At 66.0% G+C, this 17,972-nt stretch carries 14 protein-coding genes and 1 pseudogene; 10 read left to right on the forward strand and 5 right to left on the reverse strand.

The annotated features are described in order from the left end of the window. Positions 1 to 11: 11 nt before the first annotated feature. Positions 12 to 2,321 carry a CRISPR-associated helicase Cas3' gene (gene cas3, locus GobsT_RS24495; protein ID WP_162097333.1) on the reverse strand — a complete coding sequence of 770 codons (2,310 nt, stop codon included), beginning with the start codon at positions 2,319 to 2,321 and terminating at the stop codon, positions 12 to 14. Further along, entirely contained in the window at positions 2,318 to 3,085 is a 768-nt protein-coding gene (gene cas6 / locus GobsT_RS24500; RefSeq protein WP_330591410.1) for a type I-MYXAN CRISPR-associated protein Cas6/Cmx6, read from the reverse strand. The genes cas3 and cas6 overlap by 4 nt, the downstream gene beginning before the upstream one ends. Positions 3,086 to 3,552: 467 nt before the next feature. Between cas6 and GobsT_RS38960 the strand changes: the two genes are divergently transcribed. The 6 genes from GobsT_RS38960 (at position 3,553) to GobsT_RS24525 (ending at position 10,110) form a co-directional block, all read left to right on the forward strand. Continuing rightward, positions 3,553 to 3,798: a hypothetical protein gene (locus GobsT_RS38960; RefSeq protein WP_010033559.1), complete on the forward strand. Its 246-nt coding sequence runs from the start codon at positions 3,553 to 3,555 to the stop codon at positions 3,796 to 3,798. After that, positions 3,795 to 4,757 (forward strand): ISAzo13 family transposase, encoded by a 963-nt coding sequence (locus GobsT_RS24505; protein WP_010033557.1) that lies wholly within the window; start codon positions 3,795 to 3,797, stop codon positions 4,755 to 4,757. Before GobsT_RS38960 ends, GobsT_RS24505 begins: the two co-directional genes overlap by 4 nt. A gap of 1,612 nt (positions 4,758 to 6,369) precedes the next feature. After that, a complete protein-coding gene (locus tag GobsT_RS39925; RefSeq protein ID WP_232068416.1) occupies positions 6,370 to 6,666 on the forward strand; it encodes a tyrosine-type recombinase/integrase in 297 nt (98 codons plus the stop codon). A 767-nt stretch (positions 6,667 to 7,433) separates the two neighbouring features. Next, positions 7,434 to 7,625 carry a hypothetical protein gene (locus GobsT_RS24515; RefSeq protein WP_010033555.1) on the forward strand — a complete coding sequence of 64 codons (192 nt, stop codon included), beginning with the start codon at positions 7,434 to 7,436 and terminating at the stop codon, positions 7,623 to 7,625. Beyond that, positions 7,622 to 7,993, forward strand: a complete 372-nt coding sequence (locus GobsT_RS24520) for a helix-turn-helix domain-containing protein (RefSeq protein WP_010033553.1) — start codon at positions 7,622 to 7,624, stop codon at positions 7,991 to 7,993. Before GobsT_RS24515 ends, GobsT_RS24520 begins: the two co-directional genes overlap by 4 nt. A 323-nt stretch (positions 7,994 to 8,316) precedes the next feature. Beyond that, positions 8,317 to 10,110 carry a DnaB-like helicase C-terminal domain-containing protein gene (locus GobsT_RS24525; RefSeq protein WP_010033550.1) on the forward strand — a complete coding sequence of 598 codons (1,794 nt, stop codon included), beginning with the start codon at positions 8,317 to 8,319 and terminating at the stop codon, positions 10,108 to 10,110. Positions 10,111 to 11,284: 1,174 nt separating this feature from the next. Here the strand turns inward: GobsT_RS24525 and GobsT_RS24530 are convergent. Both GobsT_RS24530 and GobsT_RS24535 read right to left on the reverse strand, forming a co-directional pair. Beyond that, positions 11,285 to 11,980 (reverse strand): transposase, encoded by a 696-nt coding sequence (locus tag GobsT_RS24530; protein WP_010033548.1) that lies wholly within the window; start codon positions 11,978 to 11,980, stop codon positions 11,285 to 11,287. Beyond that, positions 11,950 to 12,420, reverse strand: a complete 471-nt coding sequence (locus GobsT_RS24535; RefSeq protein ID WP_010033545.1) for a helix-turn-helix domain-containing protein — start codon at positions 12,418 to 12,420, stop codon at positions 11,950 to 11,952. Before GobsT_RS24535 ends, GobsT_RS24530 begins: the two co-directional genes overlap by 31 nt. A 168-nt stretch (positions 12,421 to 12,588) precedes the next feature. On the opposite strand from GobsT_RS24535, the pseudogene GobsT_RS41220 reads away from it, so the two are divergent. Together GobsT_RS41220 and GobsT_RS24545 are read left to right on the forward strand one after the other, a co-directional pair. Continuing rightward, a pseudogene (locus GobsT_RS41220) lies at positions 12,589 to 12,891 on the forward strand (transposase domain-containing protein); the annotation flags it as partial. 91 nt (positions 12,892 to 12,982) lie between these two features. Further along, positions 12,983 to 13,954, forward strand: coding sequence for a transposase (locus GobsT_RS24545; RefSeq protein ID WP_081471407.1), 972 nt, complete (start codon positions 12,983 to 12,985; stop codon positions 13,952 to 13,954). A gap of 102 nt (positions 13,955 to 14,056) precedes the next feature. Here GobsT_RS24545 and GobsT_RS24550 read toward each other — a convergent pair whose 3' ends face one another. Further along, positions 14,057 to 15,157, reverse strand: a complete 1,101-nt coding sequence (locus tag GobsT_RS24550) for an AI-2E family transporter (protein WP_010033539.1) — start codon at positions 15,155 to 15,157, stop codon at positions 14,057 to 14,059. 226 nt (positions 15,158 to 15,383) lie between these two features. On the opposite strand from GobsT_RS24550, the gene GobsT_RS24555 reads away from it, so the two are divergent. Continuing rightward, positions 15,384 to 15,803 (forward strand): hypothetical protein, encoded by a 420-nt coding sequence (locus tag GobsT_RS24555; protein ID WP_010033537.1) that lies wholly within the window; start codon positions 15,384 to 15,386, stop codon positions 15,801 to 15,803. Positions 15,804 to 15,839: 36 nt separating this feature from the next. After that, positions 15,840 to 17,969, forward strand: coding sequence for a PAS domain-containing protein (locus tag GobsT_RS24560; protein ID WP_010033536.1), 2,130 nt, complete (start codon positions 15,840 to 15,842; stop codon positions 17,967 to 17,969). Positions 17,970 to 17,972: the final 3 nt, after the last annotated feature.

A 17,972-nucleotide genomic window follows, 5' to 3' on the forward strand; every position in this document is an offset into this window, starting at 1 on the left:
ATTGATGCCCTTTAGCAAATGGGGTAGTCCCAGTACCCGGTCTGCGGGTCGTAATGCCGGTCGTCCGCGGCAAACAGGTAATGCGGCAGCCGGGGATCTTGCACCGGCCTCAACTTTCTGGGCACCGGAACAACGAACCCTGGAGCCTTCGCCCGAGTCATACAATCCTTCGACTCGGCGGCAGTCACATACGCACCAACTTCGGACGCCAGCACCGCGGATACATTGAACGCCTCAATGTCGCGGAACGAGTCCTCACTCGCTTCGGCGTAAGCCCCACTGGCCAGGAACGAGTTCAACTTCGGAGCGTCGGCGCCTTTCGGGCCGAACCGGTCCAATCCGATTTCGAGATCGGCTTGACTCGCAGGTGACGGCAGCCCAATGAGAAACGAAATAAATCCATCTAACCCCGCAAGGTCGTCCGATGAGTACACCCGCTCTTTCGCCGGCGCGTAGATAAGCACCTCACCCGGCCCTTTTGAAGTGACCTCGTCGCGCCCTCGCCGACAGCGACCCATGCGCTGGATCAGCGACGTGATCGGACACGCTTCCGTCACGAGCAGGTCTGCATCGATGTCGAGGCTCATCTCGCAAACTTGGGTTGTGACGGCCACCGCTGCTGGTTCGCCAGCCCGAATCGCTTTCACCGTTTCCTGGTGCCGTTTAACGCGGTCATCGAGCTTGAACCGGCTGTGGTAGCAAATCGGAGAAAGGCTCAAATCGGTCAAGCGGGCGGCTATAGCCTGCGCGCGGCTCACCTGATTCACCACCCACAAGACCCGTCGTTTACCAGAGCCGACGGCGGCCCGAATCCGGTCCTCGACCTCTCTTTCGTTCACCCGCGCCACACGATACCGCGGCGTGTCGGCAATCGTCTTCAGATCATCGGGGCGCGGATTGGATAGCGTCAACCCGGCGGCAACCAGTTGTTTCTGCCGTGGCTCTGGCAAGGTCGCGGTCATGCACAGTACCGGCACGTCGAACGCACTCAGGAATCCGAGTAGGGCCGAGAACATGCTCCGGTCGAAGCTGTGAACTTCGTCCACCACGATCACACTGTCTGCGAGAACGGGGAGCAGACACATTGGCCCATAGCCGTAGGCCATGAACCCGAAAAACTGATCCACGGTGGCAGAAACGATTCGCTTCGGCCAGTGCTGGAGTGCGAACAGCCGCGGGTCGGTGGTGGTGAACGCCTTCTTCGCACGCGGGTCTTCGACCGCGAACATCCCGTTCAGGTCGTAACCGGCGGTGCCGTGCATCAGCGCCGCATCAGCCTCCGGCGCCCACGAGACGTAATCCTTGAAGCCCTCTGTGGCGGTCGCCCGCGTCGGGTACAGAAACAACACCCGGTTCACGGGACGTTGCTTCACCCGGCCAGCAATCCAGCGCCACGCCGCCAACGTCTTCCCCGCCCCACACGGCGCGAGCAACAGCGCGCGAGCCGAGAGCGTTTCACACTGATTTTGGAACTCGTTCCAGTGTACCCACTTGTTTCGGCTCGTGAGGTCCGCAATGCGCCGGTCAATTACGCCCGCGACCGTGACCGAATCACACCCCGGCGTTTCGGGAAATTGGCCACCGATCCAATCGATGCGCCGACCGGTTCGCGGTAACCCGGAACCCGCAGCGTCGGCCGCGATCAGCGCCGCCCGCACCGCGTTCAGCATGCGCTGGTCTGGCGCACGCGAGAGCCGCCGCAACCGCCCGTCGCGCAGACCCTCGCGCAGTTCAGTCGGATCGAACGTCGTTGTTCCTCCGCCGAACCCCCAATACCGCGGTGCGGGGATGGCGGGCGCACCCGAAAGCTGTAGCCGAGCCGCGGTGAGCGAAACGAGGTCGCGCCGGAAGTCGTCGTGATCGAACAGCACACGGACCGCCGCACCGGTCCCGTCGTCCGGTGCGAACGATTGATCCCCGAACTTAAGGTGGTGTGAGCCGACGGCGCCGAGCACAACATCCCAATCGATATCGCTTCGCTGGCATACCCAACGTTCGACACCATCGTGGCCAAGTAAGAGCACGCTGAGGTGCTCGTGTCGGAATAACTGCCCGCCCGAGCGCCCCGCGAGGACATCCTGCATCCCTTGGTTCGCTTTTCCCCAGTCGTGGAACAAACACGCCGCGAGCAGGTTCGCGTGAAATCGAGACCATTGCGTCTGATCGAGGCGGAAGAATCGGACCCACTCGCGCCCAAGCCGCGTCGAACGGTCCGCAAAACCGAATAGCGCCTCCGCCGCTTCGACCACATCGAGAGTGTGTTCGACGAGCGTCCTCGCCCGCCCGCCAGGAGGCGCGCTCTTGGCCAGTAGTTGTGTCACGACGCCCTCGGGGTGTGAGGCAGGAAGAACCCGCAGCCGATCTTGGTGCGGCCGCCCAGCCCGCGCTCCTGAAGGCGGATCGACTCCTCGGCCGTCAGCCCGGACACCAGCAGCGCGTACCCCACGATCGCCGCGCCGCTCACCCGGACCACCCGCCGCCGCACCTCCCCCGCACGCGGGCCGGACTCGAACGCCCGCACCGCCGGCTCCCCCGCGACACCGAGTTCGGTCAGCCGGGCGCGGGTCGTGGCCAGGAACGCGGCGGGCTCTTCGCCGTGCTTGAACGTCACCAGCCAGCTCTCCAGCGCCGGGGCCGGCACCAGCGCCTCCACCGACGGCGCCCCGAGCGCCACCCGGGCGCCGGCCACGTCGAGCGCGCGACTGGCCAGCGGCAACACGTTCGGAATCGCCTCGGCCGGGAGCCGCACGCGGAGCCGCGACCACGGCGCGAGCCGCAACCGGCCGGCCTCGTCCCGCACCCCGGTCAGCGGGGCGAACCGGAGGGACTGCTGCGCGTCGTGAAACGCGGGCACGGCACCCGAGAGCGCACCGTACAGCGGGTACGCGTGATCGGTCGGCACCGACCCGCCCCGAACCGGAAAGACAAGATCAACCACCGGTGCCCTCCATCTGATCGCATCTCTGAAAAGATGTTCAGCGGCGAGAAAAAACGTCGGACCAATTTCGAGATACGGAGTTAAGCGGCTGGGGCAGCCGGCGTCAATGTTCGTAGTCGTTCGATCGAACCGAATTCGGTCGCCCACGATCGTTGTTCCGATCGCGCGGGCTCAGTTCGACAGAACGGCAAAAATGGTCAGCGCGCCGTGCCCGCGCGAAAGCGGGCCACCAACTGGTCCCGCTGGTGCTGGAGGGTGCGAACGGATGTCACGCTCTGGCGAGCGAGTTCGTCAAGCGAGTGCGCCACAGAACCACGGGACAGCGTCCGGATGAGCTGGGCATCGGCTTCGGGCAATTCTGACAGAAACGTCGCAAGAACGGCAGATTCTTCCGGGTCAGGTCGGCGACCCGGGCTTCGAGTTCGGCGACACGCTGGAGGAGATCCCGGCAGCCGGGACACGCGGGCACGTCCATGCTGCGATGCTACCAGATCAGCCGGCGTTCGACCGCACCGAGGTCGGGAGGGGCGCTAAGGAACGGGCACGGAGTAACTTCCCGGAATTGTAGTCTTCGGTTACGCTCCCTCCAGTTCCGCAACCGAGCGGAGTGCGCCATGAGTCCGTACCCCGCCGCCGTGGAGCGAATGATGAAGCGGTTGTACCGCTCCCTCCGCGAGAACGACCGGCGCCGATACGCGGCGATCGAGGCCACCGAACTCGGGCACGGCGGAACCAAGTACATCGCCACGTTGCTGGGCTGCGATCCCAAGACGATCCGCCAGGGGAGTGGTGAACTGGAAGCCGAAGACGAACTCGACACCCAGCGGGTGCGGAAAAAGAGGGCGAACGCAAGCGGGTGATCGACGCCAACCCGGGCGTGTCGGAACCGTTCGCGGAGGTACTCCGGGACCACACGGCCGGGGTTCCCATGAACTCGGACGTGAGGTGGACCAACCTGTCCCGCCGACAGATCGCGCGGCGGATGAAGGCGCTGGGGACGTCGGTCAGCCGCCGGACCGTCGGCCCGTTGTTGCGCCGGCACGGGTACCGCCGACGGAAGGCGTTGAAGAAGAAGACGATGGACCCGCACCCGGACCGCAACGCCCCGTTCGAGACCATCGCCCGGTTGAAGGGCCAGTACCTTGCGGCGGGCCGGCCGGTGTTGAGCATCGACACGAAGAAGAAGGAGTTGCTGGGGGACTTCTACCGGGATGGGGTGATCGACACGTGGGAGACGATCACCACCAACGACCACGACTTCCCGAGCCGGGGCGGCGGCAAGGTGATCCCGCACGGCCTGTACGACGTGGGCCGCAACGAGGGGTTCGTGCACCTGAACACGAGCCACGACACCAGCGCGTTGGCGTGCGACCGCCTCGCGGCGTGGTGGGAGCAGCACGGCCGGGCGCGGTATCCGAAGGCGAAGAAGCTGTTGGTGTTGTGCGACGGCGGGGGCCGCAATAGTGCGACCCAGTACCTGTTCAAGGAAGACCTTCAGACGTTGGCGAAGCGACTGGGGCTGGAGATTCGGGTGGCCCACGACCCGCCGTACGGCTCGAAGCAAAACCCGATCGAGCACCGGATGTTCCCGCACGTGAGCCGGGCATGTCGCGGGGTGGTGTTCCACACCGTGGAGACGGTTCGCCACGACATGGCGAGGGCCGAGACGACGACCGGGTTACGGGTCGTCGTCGGGCTGTTGGGGAAGGTGTACGCGACCGGCCGGAAGTGCGTGGCCGGGTTCAAGAAGGCGATGCAGATCGTCTTCGATCCGGTTCTACCCAAGTGGAACTACACCGCACGTCCAGACCCACCATGAACTCGGGAAGTTATTCCGTGCCCGTTCCTAAACAAGTACGCCCCAAGCTCGGTGCGATCGATCCGCGTTGTGGTGGACCACGAGCGCCTTCACCGCGCCTCAATCGCCACTCGCCCAGGATCCGGCATAGCGTGATGATTGAGGCGCGGAACTCATAGCGGCCGGGCTGCACGTGAGCGTCCCTACATACGGTTCCCACTACCCGAGCATGTCGAGCACTTTGAGCATGTCGAACCGGCCCAAAAGACGGCTCGCCAACAGGAATTCACACACAGGATCCGTTTCACAGCATTTCACACTTCAACCCGTCAGCTGCACAAATCCAAGCGTTTTCACGCAATGGAATCCACTTCACGCAAGAGGAGAAGTGTGGTATGATTTCTCTAGAAAACAAGTCGTTTGGCGTCTTGAAGGGGTGAGATTTCACGCGGTTCATAAGCGAGGAGTCGTGGGTTCAATTCCCACCCCCGCTACTGGCTCGAAGTGATCGCAAGCCCTTTCTGCCGAAGCAGTTTCTGCTTACCTCGGTGTGGCACCGAGAGCGGCTTCCGAACGAGACGTTTTGTGGAATCATTCCACAAAACGCACCGAGGAACCGTAACCGTGCCTCCATCCCGTAAATTCACCCCCTCGTACGTTCTCCACAAACAATCCGGGCGTGGCCGTGCCGTTTGGTACGATTCGGCCGGCGTTCGACAGCAAAAACTTCTCCCGGGGGGCTTCAATTCGGCCGAATCGCGGACCGCGTTCGCAAGGCTTCAACTGGAGCTTGAAGTCACACTCGCGCCCGTAGCCCCCGAGCGTCAAGGACTTACTCTCGCGGAACTGATAGTCGCGTACCTGGACCACGCTGAGCGCCATTACCGGGGACGGGATGGGAAGCCGACGAGCGAGTTGCACGAGATCAAGTTGGTCATCAAAGCGCTCCGCGGACTGTACGCCGAAGCCCCAGCGGCCGAGTTCGGTCCTCTCCGGCTCAAAGCGGTTCGGCAAGGGTGGGTAGCAGCGAAACTCGCAAGGTCCGAGTGCAACCGTCGGGCGAACCTCGTACGTCGCATGTTCAAATGGGCCGCGTCGGAGGAACTGGTACCCGCAGCGACTCATCAAGCGCTCGCAACCGTCGCCGGCCTCCAACAAGGTCGATCAGCGGCCCGCGAGACCGAGCCGGTCGGGCCGGTTGATGACGCCGTGGTCGATGCCACCCTGCCGATCCTGAACCGATTTGTCCGCGGTCTGGTCGAATTCCAGCGTCTCACGGGGTGCCGACCCGGGGAAGCTTGCAACGTGCGCCGGTGCGACATCGACACGGATGGGTCGGTGTGGCTGTACCGGCCGGTCACACACAAGACTTCGTGGAAGGGAAAGAGCCGAGTTATTGCGATCGGCCCGAGAGGCCAGCAGGTACTCCGAACGTTCTTCACGCCCGAGCCGAGCGACTATTTGTTTAGTCCCGAGCGTTCGATGGAAGAGCACCGTGCCGAACGCGCCACGAACCGAAAGACACCGCGGTATGCAAGCCACATGAAACGGAACGTCGGGAAACGGAAAGCGAACCCGCGGCGCACACCGGCGGAGAAATACGATCACCGTTCGTATTCGCGGGCTGTTGCCCGTGCCTGCGAGGAGGCCTTCCCCCCCACCGGCGCCGCTCGCACAGCGGGCTAACGAAACGAAGGCCGAGTGGGCTGGACGGTTGAACGCAAACGAGAAGGCGCAGCTGACTATTTGGAAGCAACAACACCGCTGGCACCCGAACCAGCTCCGCCATTCGTTTGCCACGCGGGTCCGCAAACAGCACGGCTTGGAAGCCGCACAGGTGATGCTCGGGCACGCGAGGGCCGACGTAACGCAAGTGTACGCCGAGCGGAACGAGCAACTGGCTGCGTCAATCGCGGCTACTGTCGGATAAACTGAAATCGACCGGACGCGGGAGTAGCTACCCGCGGGCCGGGTGTGCGCGAGTCGTGTCTCCGTGCGACGCTCGCACACCCGGTATCCCGGCGCACCACGGAGATCACCTCATGCCCCCCGCCGACCGCGGGCCGGGCTCCCCTGCGGGCCCGACCGACCCCGAGATCACTCCCAATCAGTTGAACGACCGCCGACGAGTCGTATCGCGCCGTCGTGCCGCCGCGCGTGCCAAAAAAGGGTTAAGCCCTGCGTTACCCTCGAATGCTCAGAACGTCGTCGTGGCACCGAGCGACGATCCGGTCGGCGACCTCCGCCGCGACATTGTCACCCTCACTCGCTTGCTCCTTGAGCCTAAAAATCCCCCCCGAACAACGAGAACACGTCGGATGTACAAACGATCCGGCACCACGGCGGATGCAATTATTCTGTCGGCGCCGACCCCGTGGTCGTCACTGATGAGGAAGATAAGGTGCTGCGTGCGTTCGCGCGCAAGCAGACTGCCATGTCGAAGGGAGAACTCGAGATCGAAGCCAGCGTGAGTAACGCGCCGAGGATCCTGACGCGGTTGGTGAATAAATACCCCGGCTTCACGGCAGCCGTCCGTCGCCCAGGAGTAAAAGGTCGCGGTGGATATTACGCCCACGTCCTGCCCAAATCGGCGTCTCTCGACTGAGTCCGAATACGTACCCAACACGTAGTCGCCTGGAATTCAACTTCTTAACGCATCGGTCATGCTGTGTTCATCCCACTTGAGGAGGTGACCGTATGACCGACCCGTCCCGCTTGATCCGTGAACTCGATGTGCCCGCCCTGCGGGCACGTCTCGAAGAGCTCGACCGGGAGCGCGCCGCGCTGCTCGTGCTCGTCCGGGCTGCTCTGCGGGCCACGAAGCCCGACCCGATTTCGCCCGACCTCGCCACCGCGCCAACGCGTTCGAACACCGGGGGGCCGGCGTGAGCGAAAGCACCTCCAACCCCGCCACGATCAGAACGCTCGACGCGGCGAAACTCACCGCCGGGTTGTTGACCGTTTCGCAGGCGTGTCGCATGTACCCCGGCAACCGGGGCAACGACACCCTCGCCCCGAGCACTATGACCCGCTGGATTGTCAAAGGTTGTCCGTCCCGGAACGGGCAACGGGTGAGGCTGAAGGCGACCCGCTGCGGGTCCCGCTGGCTGATCGCCCCGGACGACCTTGCGGCCTTCTTCGGAGCGCTGGCCGACACTGTTGGGCCGCCGGCGCCGCAACCGAAATCGGCGTCGAGTAAGCCCTCCGCGGTTCTCGCCGACAAGGCCGTGCAGGAACTGGCGCGCCGCGGGGCGTAAACGACACCGAGAGAAGTCAAACCCGAGTCCCGAGCGCAACAAGGGTGGCGGCCAGGGTGGCAGCCGACGTTCCTTAGGGCGCCGTTCCCGGAAAAACTGAACGCGATACGGACGCGCTCGACACGCGACCGGGGTGCCATCCCTGCCAGTAGCGGATCGTCGAGTTCATCCGACGGGCGCAACAGGGCCCGTGCGCCAAGAGGCACTTTCGCATCGGCGAGCCGAGTCGATTGCCGAGGACGAACGGGAGCAGGACGCCGAGGGGCTTGGCTGACGGGGCCCGGAGTTCTCCACCAACACCTTCGACACTTAAGGAACACCAGATGGCCAAGAGTAAGAAGAAGCCGAAGCCGGGGGTTCAACTGCCCCCAGCTATGCAGTTGTCCGAGCACGAGAAGGCCAACCTGTACTCGGCGGCCCTCCGCTGCGAGGGAGTACTCGACAACATGCTCGCCCGGCTCACCACGTCCGAGCTGGAGGCCGAGGAGGAGAAGTTTCGGCTCCTGTTCGCGGCCAGCCGCTCGCTGTGGAAGAGCGACGGCGTTTCCCCATTCGACAAGGGCTATCAGAAGAGGCTGAAGTCGCAAGTCCGCTCGATGGCAAAGAGCGAGGGCCTCGACGGCCCGCTGGCCGACGCAGCCGAGGAATTGGCCGGGCCAGACGGATTAATCTCACAATCATTTGATACATACAATTATGAGTTCGGCAGTTCATACATTAACTTGCTGATGAAGCGTTACATTGAGTACTACCATGCAATTTTACCATTGCACGAGTACCTAAACCGGATTCTGTCTGAGGGGTGCATGCCGGAAAGCGCCCCCGCCCTGCTGGAAGAACTGGGCAAGCGGGTCCGGCAGACCGAGGGTCTGGGCGACCAGCCCGTGCGCGCGATCGGCGAGCGGTGGGCGGAGCACAACGCCCGGCTTAAGAAGTACCGCGGCAAGAAGATGATCGGGCTGAAAACTGGCCTCCAGGTGTTCGACCGAAACACCCTCGGGGTGCGGGGGCTGTTCTTCATCGCCGCCCGCCCGGGAGCGGGGAAAACGACCTTTACCCTGCAGATCTGCATCGGCGTCTGCCGCCACCACGCAGAGAACGACGCGGTGGTGATCGTCGTCAGCCTCGACATGGACGCCCACGACCTGATGGACCGCATCCACTGTAACCTGGGGGGCGTCGATTGGCAGGTGCTGAAATTCGGGTCGAAGGAGGAAGACCGAGAGCCGGGCAAGATGTTCAGTAAGGCTGCGGCCGAGCAACTCGCGGTGGCCGAGCAGCGTCTCAAGGACGAACAGGTCGGCGCCCGGCTGATGATCCTGGACCGGACCGACCTCGGCGACAACATCACCGCGGCCCGCCTCGCGGCCGTGGTCAAGGAGGCCAAGAAGAAGACCGGGGCGAAGCGGGCCGTGCTCGTCGTCGACTACCTCCAGCTCGTCCCGGTGCCGGAGGAAGAAGCTGGGAGCGACCTCGCGGCCGACAAGGCGCGGGTCCGGCTCGTCCAGCAGGTGATCGAGGGGAGCCGGACGGCGGACAACCCGGCCGGGGACGCGGCCCTGGTCATCAGTGAGGCCAGGAAGCCGCCAAACGCCAAGGAGAAGTGGGGCAGCAGCCTGTCCGAGTTGATGGGGTCGGCCCGCCTCGCCTACGCCGCCGACGCCGTGCTGCTCTACCACGAGATGTCGGACAAGCAGGTGATGGAGCACTACGGCCTGAGCAAGGATGACGTGCCGGCGAAGCGGAAGGCGCTCGTGGACAAGGGCGTCGTGCCGCTCGTACTCAACCTGGAGAAAGGCCGGGACGGGATGCGGCGGGGGTACTGGACCGCGGAGTTCGACTACCGCCGGTCGGTCTTCCTCGAGAAGGACCCGGGTGCGAAGGCAGTCAAGTCGATCCCGGCCGGGACCGGAGATCCGGGGCCGGGCAACGGCCCGGCGGGTACTGACACGAAGCTCCCGCCGGCCGAAAATGCCGCACCATTCGCCACCCTGAAGAAGGGCGGAGCAGGCGGCAACGGCAAGAAGAAGTCGGCGATCGGGAACGGGAAGCAGCAGGGGAAGAGCACCACGAAGGCAGGCATGCCCGGCAAGGGCGGAAAGGCGGGTGCAGCGTGAGCACCGACACGATGTCGGGTTCCGGGGCCCAGGAGTGGCGCGTTCCCGGCAGGTCCGCCTGCCGTTCTCGGAGGTCCACGACATGATCATGGTCGACAAGGCACGGGCGGACCTGTTCCGATCCGTGGGGCAAACCCGCGGCCTCTTCTCGGGCCTGAGCACTTGGCCGTTCATGGACGACCTGCTGGAGGAGAAGTCCCGGATGGTGTTCGAGAACATTGGCCGGGACGCGTGGGCGGCTGCCGGCGGGGTCCGCGACCCCGCCGGTCAGTTGACCTGTGACCTGGCGTCCGAGCTGACCACCGAGGTCGTGCGGGAGGTGGTTAGCACTTCCGCGGGGATGCTGTGGCGCGACGACAACAAGGTTCTGCGAGCGGTCCGGTTCATCCCCCGGACGGGGGCGAGCGGTGACGCCTTACTCGGGTTGTCGCTGACATGCCACGAGGGCGGCGCCGCGCCCGCCCCGGTTCGCGGGCGCGGCCCGACAGGAGCACGCGCGCGGGCACCGATTGAGGCGGGACGGAGGGCGCTGGCGGATCGGGCCAGCGGCCTGCGGCTGATCCGGCGTGCCGAGCAACTCTACTGGATGATCTTCGCGGCAGTCCACCGCCAGCAGCGGTCAACCGTACTCCTCCCGGATGTACTGCTGCGGGACGCGATCTGGGGTGCGAAGGTGTGGCCGGACGACTGGCGCCAGGAGGTCTATTGCACCCTCCTGTCGCTGATGGACCTCCGGGCTGAGGTTCTCCGAATAAAAGCCCAGGGCTGGCGTCCCACGTTCGGGTCTTCCTCCGCAATCGTGGACCACGTCGAGAAGTTGTGGGTCACGGACGCCGAAGCGGACCATCGGTGCGGTGTTCAGTGCCTGTGCTGGAAGCGGGGCGTGAGGCACCGGCACTTCCGGGTGGGGATCGGGCAGGGGTTTCTCGGTGTACTCGAACGGTTCTGTACCAGGACGGAAGGACCCGTGCGGGTGTACGACTTCTTTCGACCGCTTCCAGACGCTGACGCCGCTGACGGGGGCGAGTCAGTTTGCTCCCCGGCGGAGCGGATTGTGGTGAACATCCCGGCCGTCGTCTTCGGCCCCTCGAAGTGGTCCGGCCTGACCGACGGCGAGATCGGAGTCTTCCAGGGGATCATGAACGAACTCACGAGAAAGCGCCCTAGTGCTGTGTCAGGTTTTGATTTTAGGGTAGAGGGATTTGAGCCTGTTGCGAGCATCGTCGGTGCGGAACTGCCGATCGACGCTACGCTGCTTGTCGTTGGTGTAGTCCTGCCAGGCGGCCGTCTCTACCCTCAACTCCTCTATCGTTGCGAACCGCCTACCCTGCACGCATTGCCGCGTCATCGCGCTCAGCTCACATTCCGCGACGTGCAACCAACTCCCGTGCTTGGGCGTGTGGCGGAACTCCGATCGCCTCACCAGCGCCCGCGCCGTTTCCGGGTCGAACGCCTCGTAGAACGCACCGATCGTGTGCGTGTTCCGGTTGTCGCACACCACGATCACCTTCACGGCATCCCGGTAGCGAGTCCGTAGTAACTCGGCCACCTCCAACGCCCAATCCACCTTCGTCCGCCGCTCCCGTACGCTCACCTGGCGCCACCCCACCAGCGCCTCACAGAACATGAAGATGCTCGCCGTGCCCGCCCGCTCGTACTCGTAGTCCACCCGGCGCGGATGATCCTTCGTCGCGGGAATCGGCGCCCGCGTCTCCTTGAGCAACGGGATCGGTTGCTCGTCCATGTTGAGTACCGGGTAGAGGCAATCGTAAGGCAAGGCATAGGTGTCCAGGACCAACGCCATGTGCGCCACGAACGCCGCGTCGGCGTCTGGCGGGATCACCCCGTACTCCAACTTCCGCGGCGCCATCGCGTTTTTTTGAGCGTCTGACGAATGGTCTCGTGGCTGATGGCGTCCACAACCTCCAACGCGACGACCTGCTCGGCCAGTAACCGCAGGCTCCAGTTGGCGAAGCCCTTGGGCGGCGGACCCAATCGCATCGCGATGACTGGGGCTTCCTGTTGGCCGTCGAGCAACTTGGCTCGCGGGGGCTCGGCCCGGGGTTGTCCGTGGAGTGCCACCTCGAACCCGCTCGTCACCACGCGCTCCCGGATATTCTCCACGGTCTTGGTGCGACATCCGACGGCCTCGGCAATCTTCGCATCCGTCCAGCCCGAGCCATCGGCATCGGCCTTCAGAAGAATCTGGGCCCGACGAACCTTCTGCGAGGATCCCTTGAGTTTCTTGACCACCTCCGACAACGTGGCCCGTTCCGCATCCGAAAGACGAACGATATACTTCTTCATCATGGCGGCACCTCACGGGGGGGCTGCCATCATACCAATGGACCCCGTGGCATCCTAATTCGTTAGCCTGACACAGCACTAGCCCCAATACCGTTCAACTCGCGCAGTAAAAATCGGAGTCTCCCGCCAGGATGGAATTGACGTAAGTTCCTGACTGGCCAGGAGACTCCGATGACTTCGTTATACACTGAATCTCGCACGCTGGCGCAGTGGCCGACCGCCGAACGAGTGCGAGCCCTCAAACGCATCCTTCCTCACGCCAAGGTCCAAGCCGTCCTGCGACGCACCGGACATGCCTCACGCCGGTACCTCCGGCTGCCCGCTTGGTTCATGGTCTGGTTCGTGGTTGCGTTGGGTTTGTTCTGCCGCGATTGCTACCGACAAGTCTTCAAGTGGCTCCAACCCTTCCGCCGCAAGCCCACACCCGGCCGCTCGACCTTTTGCGAAGCCCGCCAACGCCTGGGCGTGGCACCCCTTAACCTCTTGATCCAAGAGGTCGTCGAACTCCGAGGCACTCGCCAAACACCGGGAGCCTTCTATCACGGTATGCGGTTGATGGCTCTGGATGGCTTCGTGCTTGACGTGGCCGCCCCCCCCCAACAACGCCCGCGTCTTCGGGCGACCGGGCTCGCACCGCAGTCCGGCCGCCTTTCCCCAAGTTCGGGTTTTGGGCTTGTGCGAGCTGGGTACGCATGTGCTGTGGCGGACGCTCACCAAGCCCTGCCACCGCAGCGAGGTGACGATGGCCCCCTACCTGCTGCGATGCCTCCAGAATGACATGCTGCTGTTGTGGGATCGCGGATTCTTGAGTTACGACCTGGTGCAGCAGGTCCGCCAACGCTGCGCCCACCTGTTAGCACGAATCAAGAGCAACCTGGTGTTCCGGCCGCTGCATCGACTGCCCGACGGTTCGTACCGGGCCAAACTCTACCCTTCGCCCCGACACCGTCACCGCGACGAGGGTGGTGTAATGGTTCGGATCATCGAGTACGCGCTCAACGATCCTGGCCGAGTTGGGTCGGGCCAGAAGCATAGACTCCTGAACACGTTAGTGGATGCCCGCCGTCATCCGGCCCCGCAAGTAATCGTGCAGTACCATGAACGCTGGGAAGAAGAGCTGACGATTGATGAGTTGAAGACACACCAACGGGAACGTCCGGTGTTGCGAAGCGAAACGCCCGGTGGCGTCGTTCAGGAAATCCAGGGCCTGGTGCTGGCTCACTACGTGGTGCGTGTGTTGATGTGCGAAGCCGCCAAGCAGAACAAGCGATCACCTCGGCGGATGTCGTTCACCGGCGCGTTGAAGATCCTGCGTTGTCGGCTCCCGGAGTGTCCCAAGAGCCCCAAAAGGCAACACGCCTGGTATGCCGACTTGATAGCGGAGATCGCCGAGGAGGTTTTGCCCGAGCGCCGGAACCGAATCAACCCTCGCGTCATCAAACGCAATATGACCAACTGGAATAAAAAGAGGTCCGAGCATCGTCGCGGGCGTCAGCCCACCAAGAACTTCCGACAATCCATCGTCATGCTGAATTGAACGGTATTGCCACTAGCCCGGCGTACGCGAACGCCCCGACCACTACGGCCCGCACGATCCCGTGCCAGTTATCGAAAAACATGTCACCTCCGGTCCGGGCGATCAGGTGGCCGCGCCGGGCACGTCGAGCCGGTCGCCCAGCACGTCCTCGACGTACAGCATCTTGACCGCCACCAGCACCGCTACCAAAAGCGGGCTCGCGGCGATCAGCCCGAGCACCCCGAACAGCACGCCGGCCAACGCAACGGCGGCCAAGGCCAGCGCGGGCGGCAGTTGCGCGGCCCGCTTCTGCACCAGCGGCGTGACCACGTAGTTCTCGACGGCCTGCGCGAGCACGTACACGCCGACCGCCCCCAGCCCTGCCGGCGGCCCGTGCGCCAGTGCCAGTGCGACCCCCGGGACGGCCGCCGCGATCGGCCCGATGAACGGCACCGCCGTCAGCACCGCCGCCAGAAGGCCGAGTACGACGAACTGCGGAACGCCAACGCCCCACAGCCCGGCACTCACGATGACACCGACGGTCGTCATCGCCACCAACCGCCCCAGGAGCCACCGCCGCAGGTGGAACCCGATCGCCCGCAGCACCTGCTCGGCCCGCCGTCGGTGTCGCGGGGGAATGAGCGCAACCGCCCCGCCGAGGTACGTGTGCGGGTCGGCCGCCAGGTACAGCGCCAGGAACGTCAGCAGCACCAAGTTGCCGAGCGCGCCGAAGGTGGTCGAGAAGAACGAGGCCAGTCGCCCGGCCAGACGCGACCCTCCGGAAGGGAGTTGGCCCAGAGGCGTGACTTGGTCGAGCACCCAACGGCCCCATTCGTGCCGCTCAAGGTAGGTGCGAGAGCGATCGATCGCGCGCGGCACTTCCTCCGGAAGCTGGCCGAACTGCCCGGCCACGCTCACGCCGAGGGCGTACAACCCGGTCGTCAACGCCGCCACAGCCGCAATCACCACCAGCCCCAGTGCCCAGCCCGCACCTAGCCCGGTGCAGCGGGCCAGCGCGTCAGTCGCGCCGCGGAGCAGGACCGCCAGCAGGACCGCCAGAAAGATCAGGAAGAAGACATCGGACGCGACCACGAAGGCCGCTGCGACAGTTGCGACGAGCGCCGCGACCCCGGCAACGGTCAGCACGCGCCGGCGGAACGTGCCGGAACCCATTTCGGTTGGTGCGCCCGGTGAGGCGACTTCGTTGGTACGCCGTTCGTTCACAGTGTGGCCCTCCGTACGTGTTACAGCAACGATCGGACCGGCTCGGCGCGCGGCGGGCCTTTGAGGCGAATGATGACGCGGGTCGGATGGAGCCGGAAACGTCGCGAGGCGACCAGAATCTGGCCAGAGCTGTACAAATAATGGTCAAATTTGCATCGAATTTAAGGCCCGGGAGTTGCTCAACCGTTGGGCAGTACGCAGCCCTGTTCACGTAAGGAGATTGGGCATGACGACTGATGCACCGGACACCGCGGTCGGCGTTTTCGGTGACCGCACCCAGGCAGACCGGGCGCTCGCGGCGCTGCGCGTGGCCGGGTTCGAGGGCGCGGAGTTGGGGATCGGGTCAGGGGCCGTGCCCGCTGACAGGGGTGAGCCGACCTGGGAGTCCGGGGCCGCGCTCGGAAGCATGAGCGGTGCGGCACTGGGCGGTCTGGCAGCCGGCCCAGCCGGTCTCCTCGGCGGGGCGTTGGTCGGCCTGCTGCTCGGCACCCTCGTGGACCTGGGCGTCTCCGAAGGGGCCGCGCGGTGGTACGCGGATCAGGCGCGGGCCGGGCGGGTGGTCGTCACGGTCCGGGCGCCGGGCCGGTACGCGGAGGCGCACGCGATCCTGCTCCGGCACGGCGGGCACGAGGCGCCGCCGTTGTGAGCGCCTGCGCCGCCGGCCCGAACTCACGAGGTCACCATGCTGAGCACCCGCTGGGACCCGGTGATCCGGTACGCGTCCGCGGCTCTGGCCGTCGGGGCGGCCCTGGCTGTCAAGACCGCACTGGCCCGCGAATGGGCCGTCGAAACGCCGTTCCTGCTGCTCCTCGGAGCAGTCATGTTCAGCGCGTGGTCCGGCGGGGTCGGCCCCGGTCTGGCGGCCACCGTGCTCGCGGCCTTCGGCGCGGTCCACCTGTTCCTCACGCCCCCGGACCCCGGGGCCACCGGCCCGGACCTGCGGCTGGTGCAGTTCCTCGCCGAGGGCGGGTTCATCAGCGTGCTCAGCGGGCTGCGGCGGCAGTCCAGTGCGGAGGCGCACCGCCGGGCGGAGGAACTGCGCGTCACCCTGGCCAGTATCGGCGACGGTGTCGTGACCGCCGACGCGGACGGCCGGGTCACGTTCCTGAACCCGGTCGCAGAGCGGCTCGCCGGGTGCCCCGCGGCCGACGCCATTGGGCGCCCCACCGGGGTGGTGCTGCGGTTCGTGGACGAGAGCACCGGCCGGGGCGCCGGCTGCCCGTGCGCCGGCGTGATCCAAGGCGCCGGCCGGGCCGAGCGGCACCACCTGCTGCTCGTCGCGCGGGACGGCTCGGCCCGGCCGGTCGAGGCCGCGTGCGCCCCGGTCCGCGGCCTCGACGGTGGACTCATGGGCGCGGTAATGGTCCTGCGCGACACCACCGAGCAGCGCTGCGCCGAGGCGGCCCGGGTTGAGGTGTACCGCCGAACGGCGGCCATCCTCGAGAGCATCAGCGACGCGTTCTACGCACTCGACCGTGAGTGGCGCTTCACCTATGTGAACCGCCGCGCGCAGGAGTACCTGGGCCGCGCCGGTGCGGACCTGCTCGGCCTCTCTCTCTGGTCCGCCTTCCCGGCTCTGCCCGGGTCGCCGATTGAGGTGCAGCTCCGGGCGGCGGCGGCTGGCGGACCGATGCGGTTCGAGGCACGGTCGGTGCTTACCGACGGCTGGGTCGAGGTGGGCGCGTACCCGTCCGCCGAAGGGCTGGCGGTGTACTTCCGGGACGTGACCGAGCGGGTCCGCGCCGAAGAGGAGCGCGCCCGGCTCGTCGCCCAACTTGAGGCCGAACAGGACCGGCTCCGGGCCGTTCTCGAGCAGATGCCCGCGGGCGTTATGGTGGCGACGGCGCCAGACGGGCGCGTCGCGATCACAAACCCGCGCGTGACGGAATTGCTCCCGGCCGGGACGCACGCAGACGCCGCCGCGCTCCCGCTGCGGCGCCCCGACGGTTCGGCCGGCGATTGGGTTCCCCCGGTGGCCCGCGCGTTGCGCGGGGAGTGCGTCCGCGCGGAGGATTATTCCGCCGAGCACCCCGGCGGCCGGGTCGTGTGGCTGCGGGTCAGTGCCGCCCCGATCCGCGACCGGCACGGGGCGGTCACCGGCGCGGTCACGGTGTTCGACGACGTGACCGGCGAGCGGACCGCCCAGCAGACCCTCCGGCGGTCGCACGACGTACTGCTGTCGCGACTGGCGACGATCGCCGAAGAGGAGCGCCGGCGGCTGTCCCGCGAGTTGCACGACGAGACCAGCCAGCAGCTCACCGGGCTCATCCTCGGGCTGCGGTCCGCGCGGGACCGGGTCCCGGCCCCGGTGGCCGAGGCGCTGCGTGGGCTCCAGGCCCAGGCGGAGCAGATCGGGGAGGCGCTGCACCGGGTCGCGAACGACCTGCGCCCGGCCGCACTGGACCAGCTCGGGCTCGTGCCGGCGCTGCGCGACGCGGTCGCGCTCTGGGCGCGCCGGTCAGGGGTGCGGGCCGAGTTCTACAGCACGCTGGGGCCGGAGCGGCTCCCGCCGGACCTCGAGACGCACCTGTACCGGGTGACCAACGAGGCGCTGGCGAACGTGCTCCGGCACGCGGCCGCGACCCGGGCCAGCGTCGTGCTGGACGGGTGCCCGGGCGACGGGCTGGCGGTGGTCGTCGAGGACGACGGCCGCGGGTTCGCCCCGGAGGGCCGGGCCGACGGCCGGCTCGGGATCCGCGGGATGCGGGAGCGGGCCGCGCTGCTGGGCGGGACGGTCGAGATCGAGTCGCGCCCGGGGCACGGGACCACGGTGTTCGTGCGTGTGCCCTGGCCGCGGGCGAAGGAGGAATGAGCC

The organism is Gemmata obscuriglobus (genome assembly GCF_008065095.1).
In the GTDB taxonomy this organism is placed as follows: domain Bacteria; phylum Planctomycetota; class Planctomycetia; order Gemmatales; family Gemmataceae; genus Gemmata; species Gemmata obscuriglobus.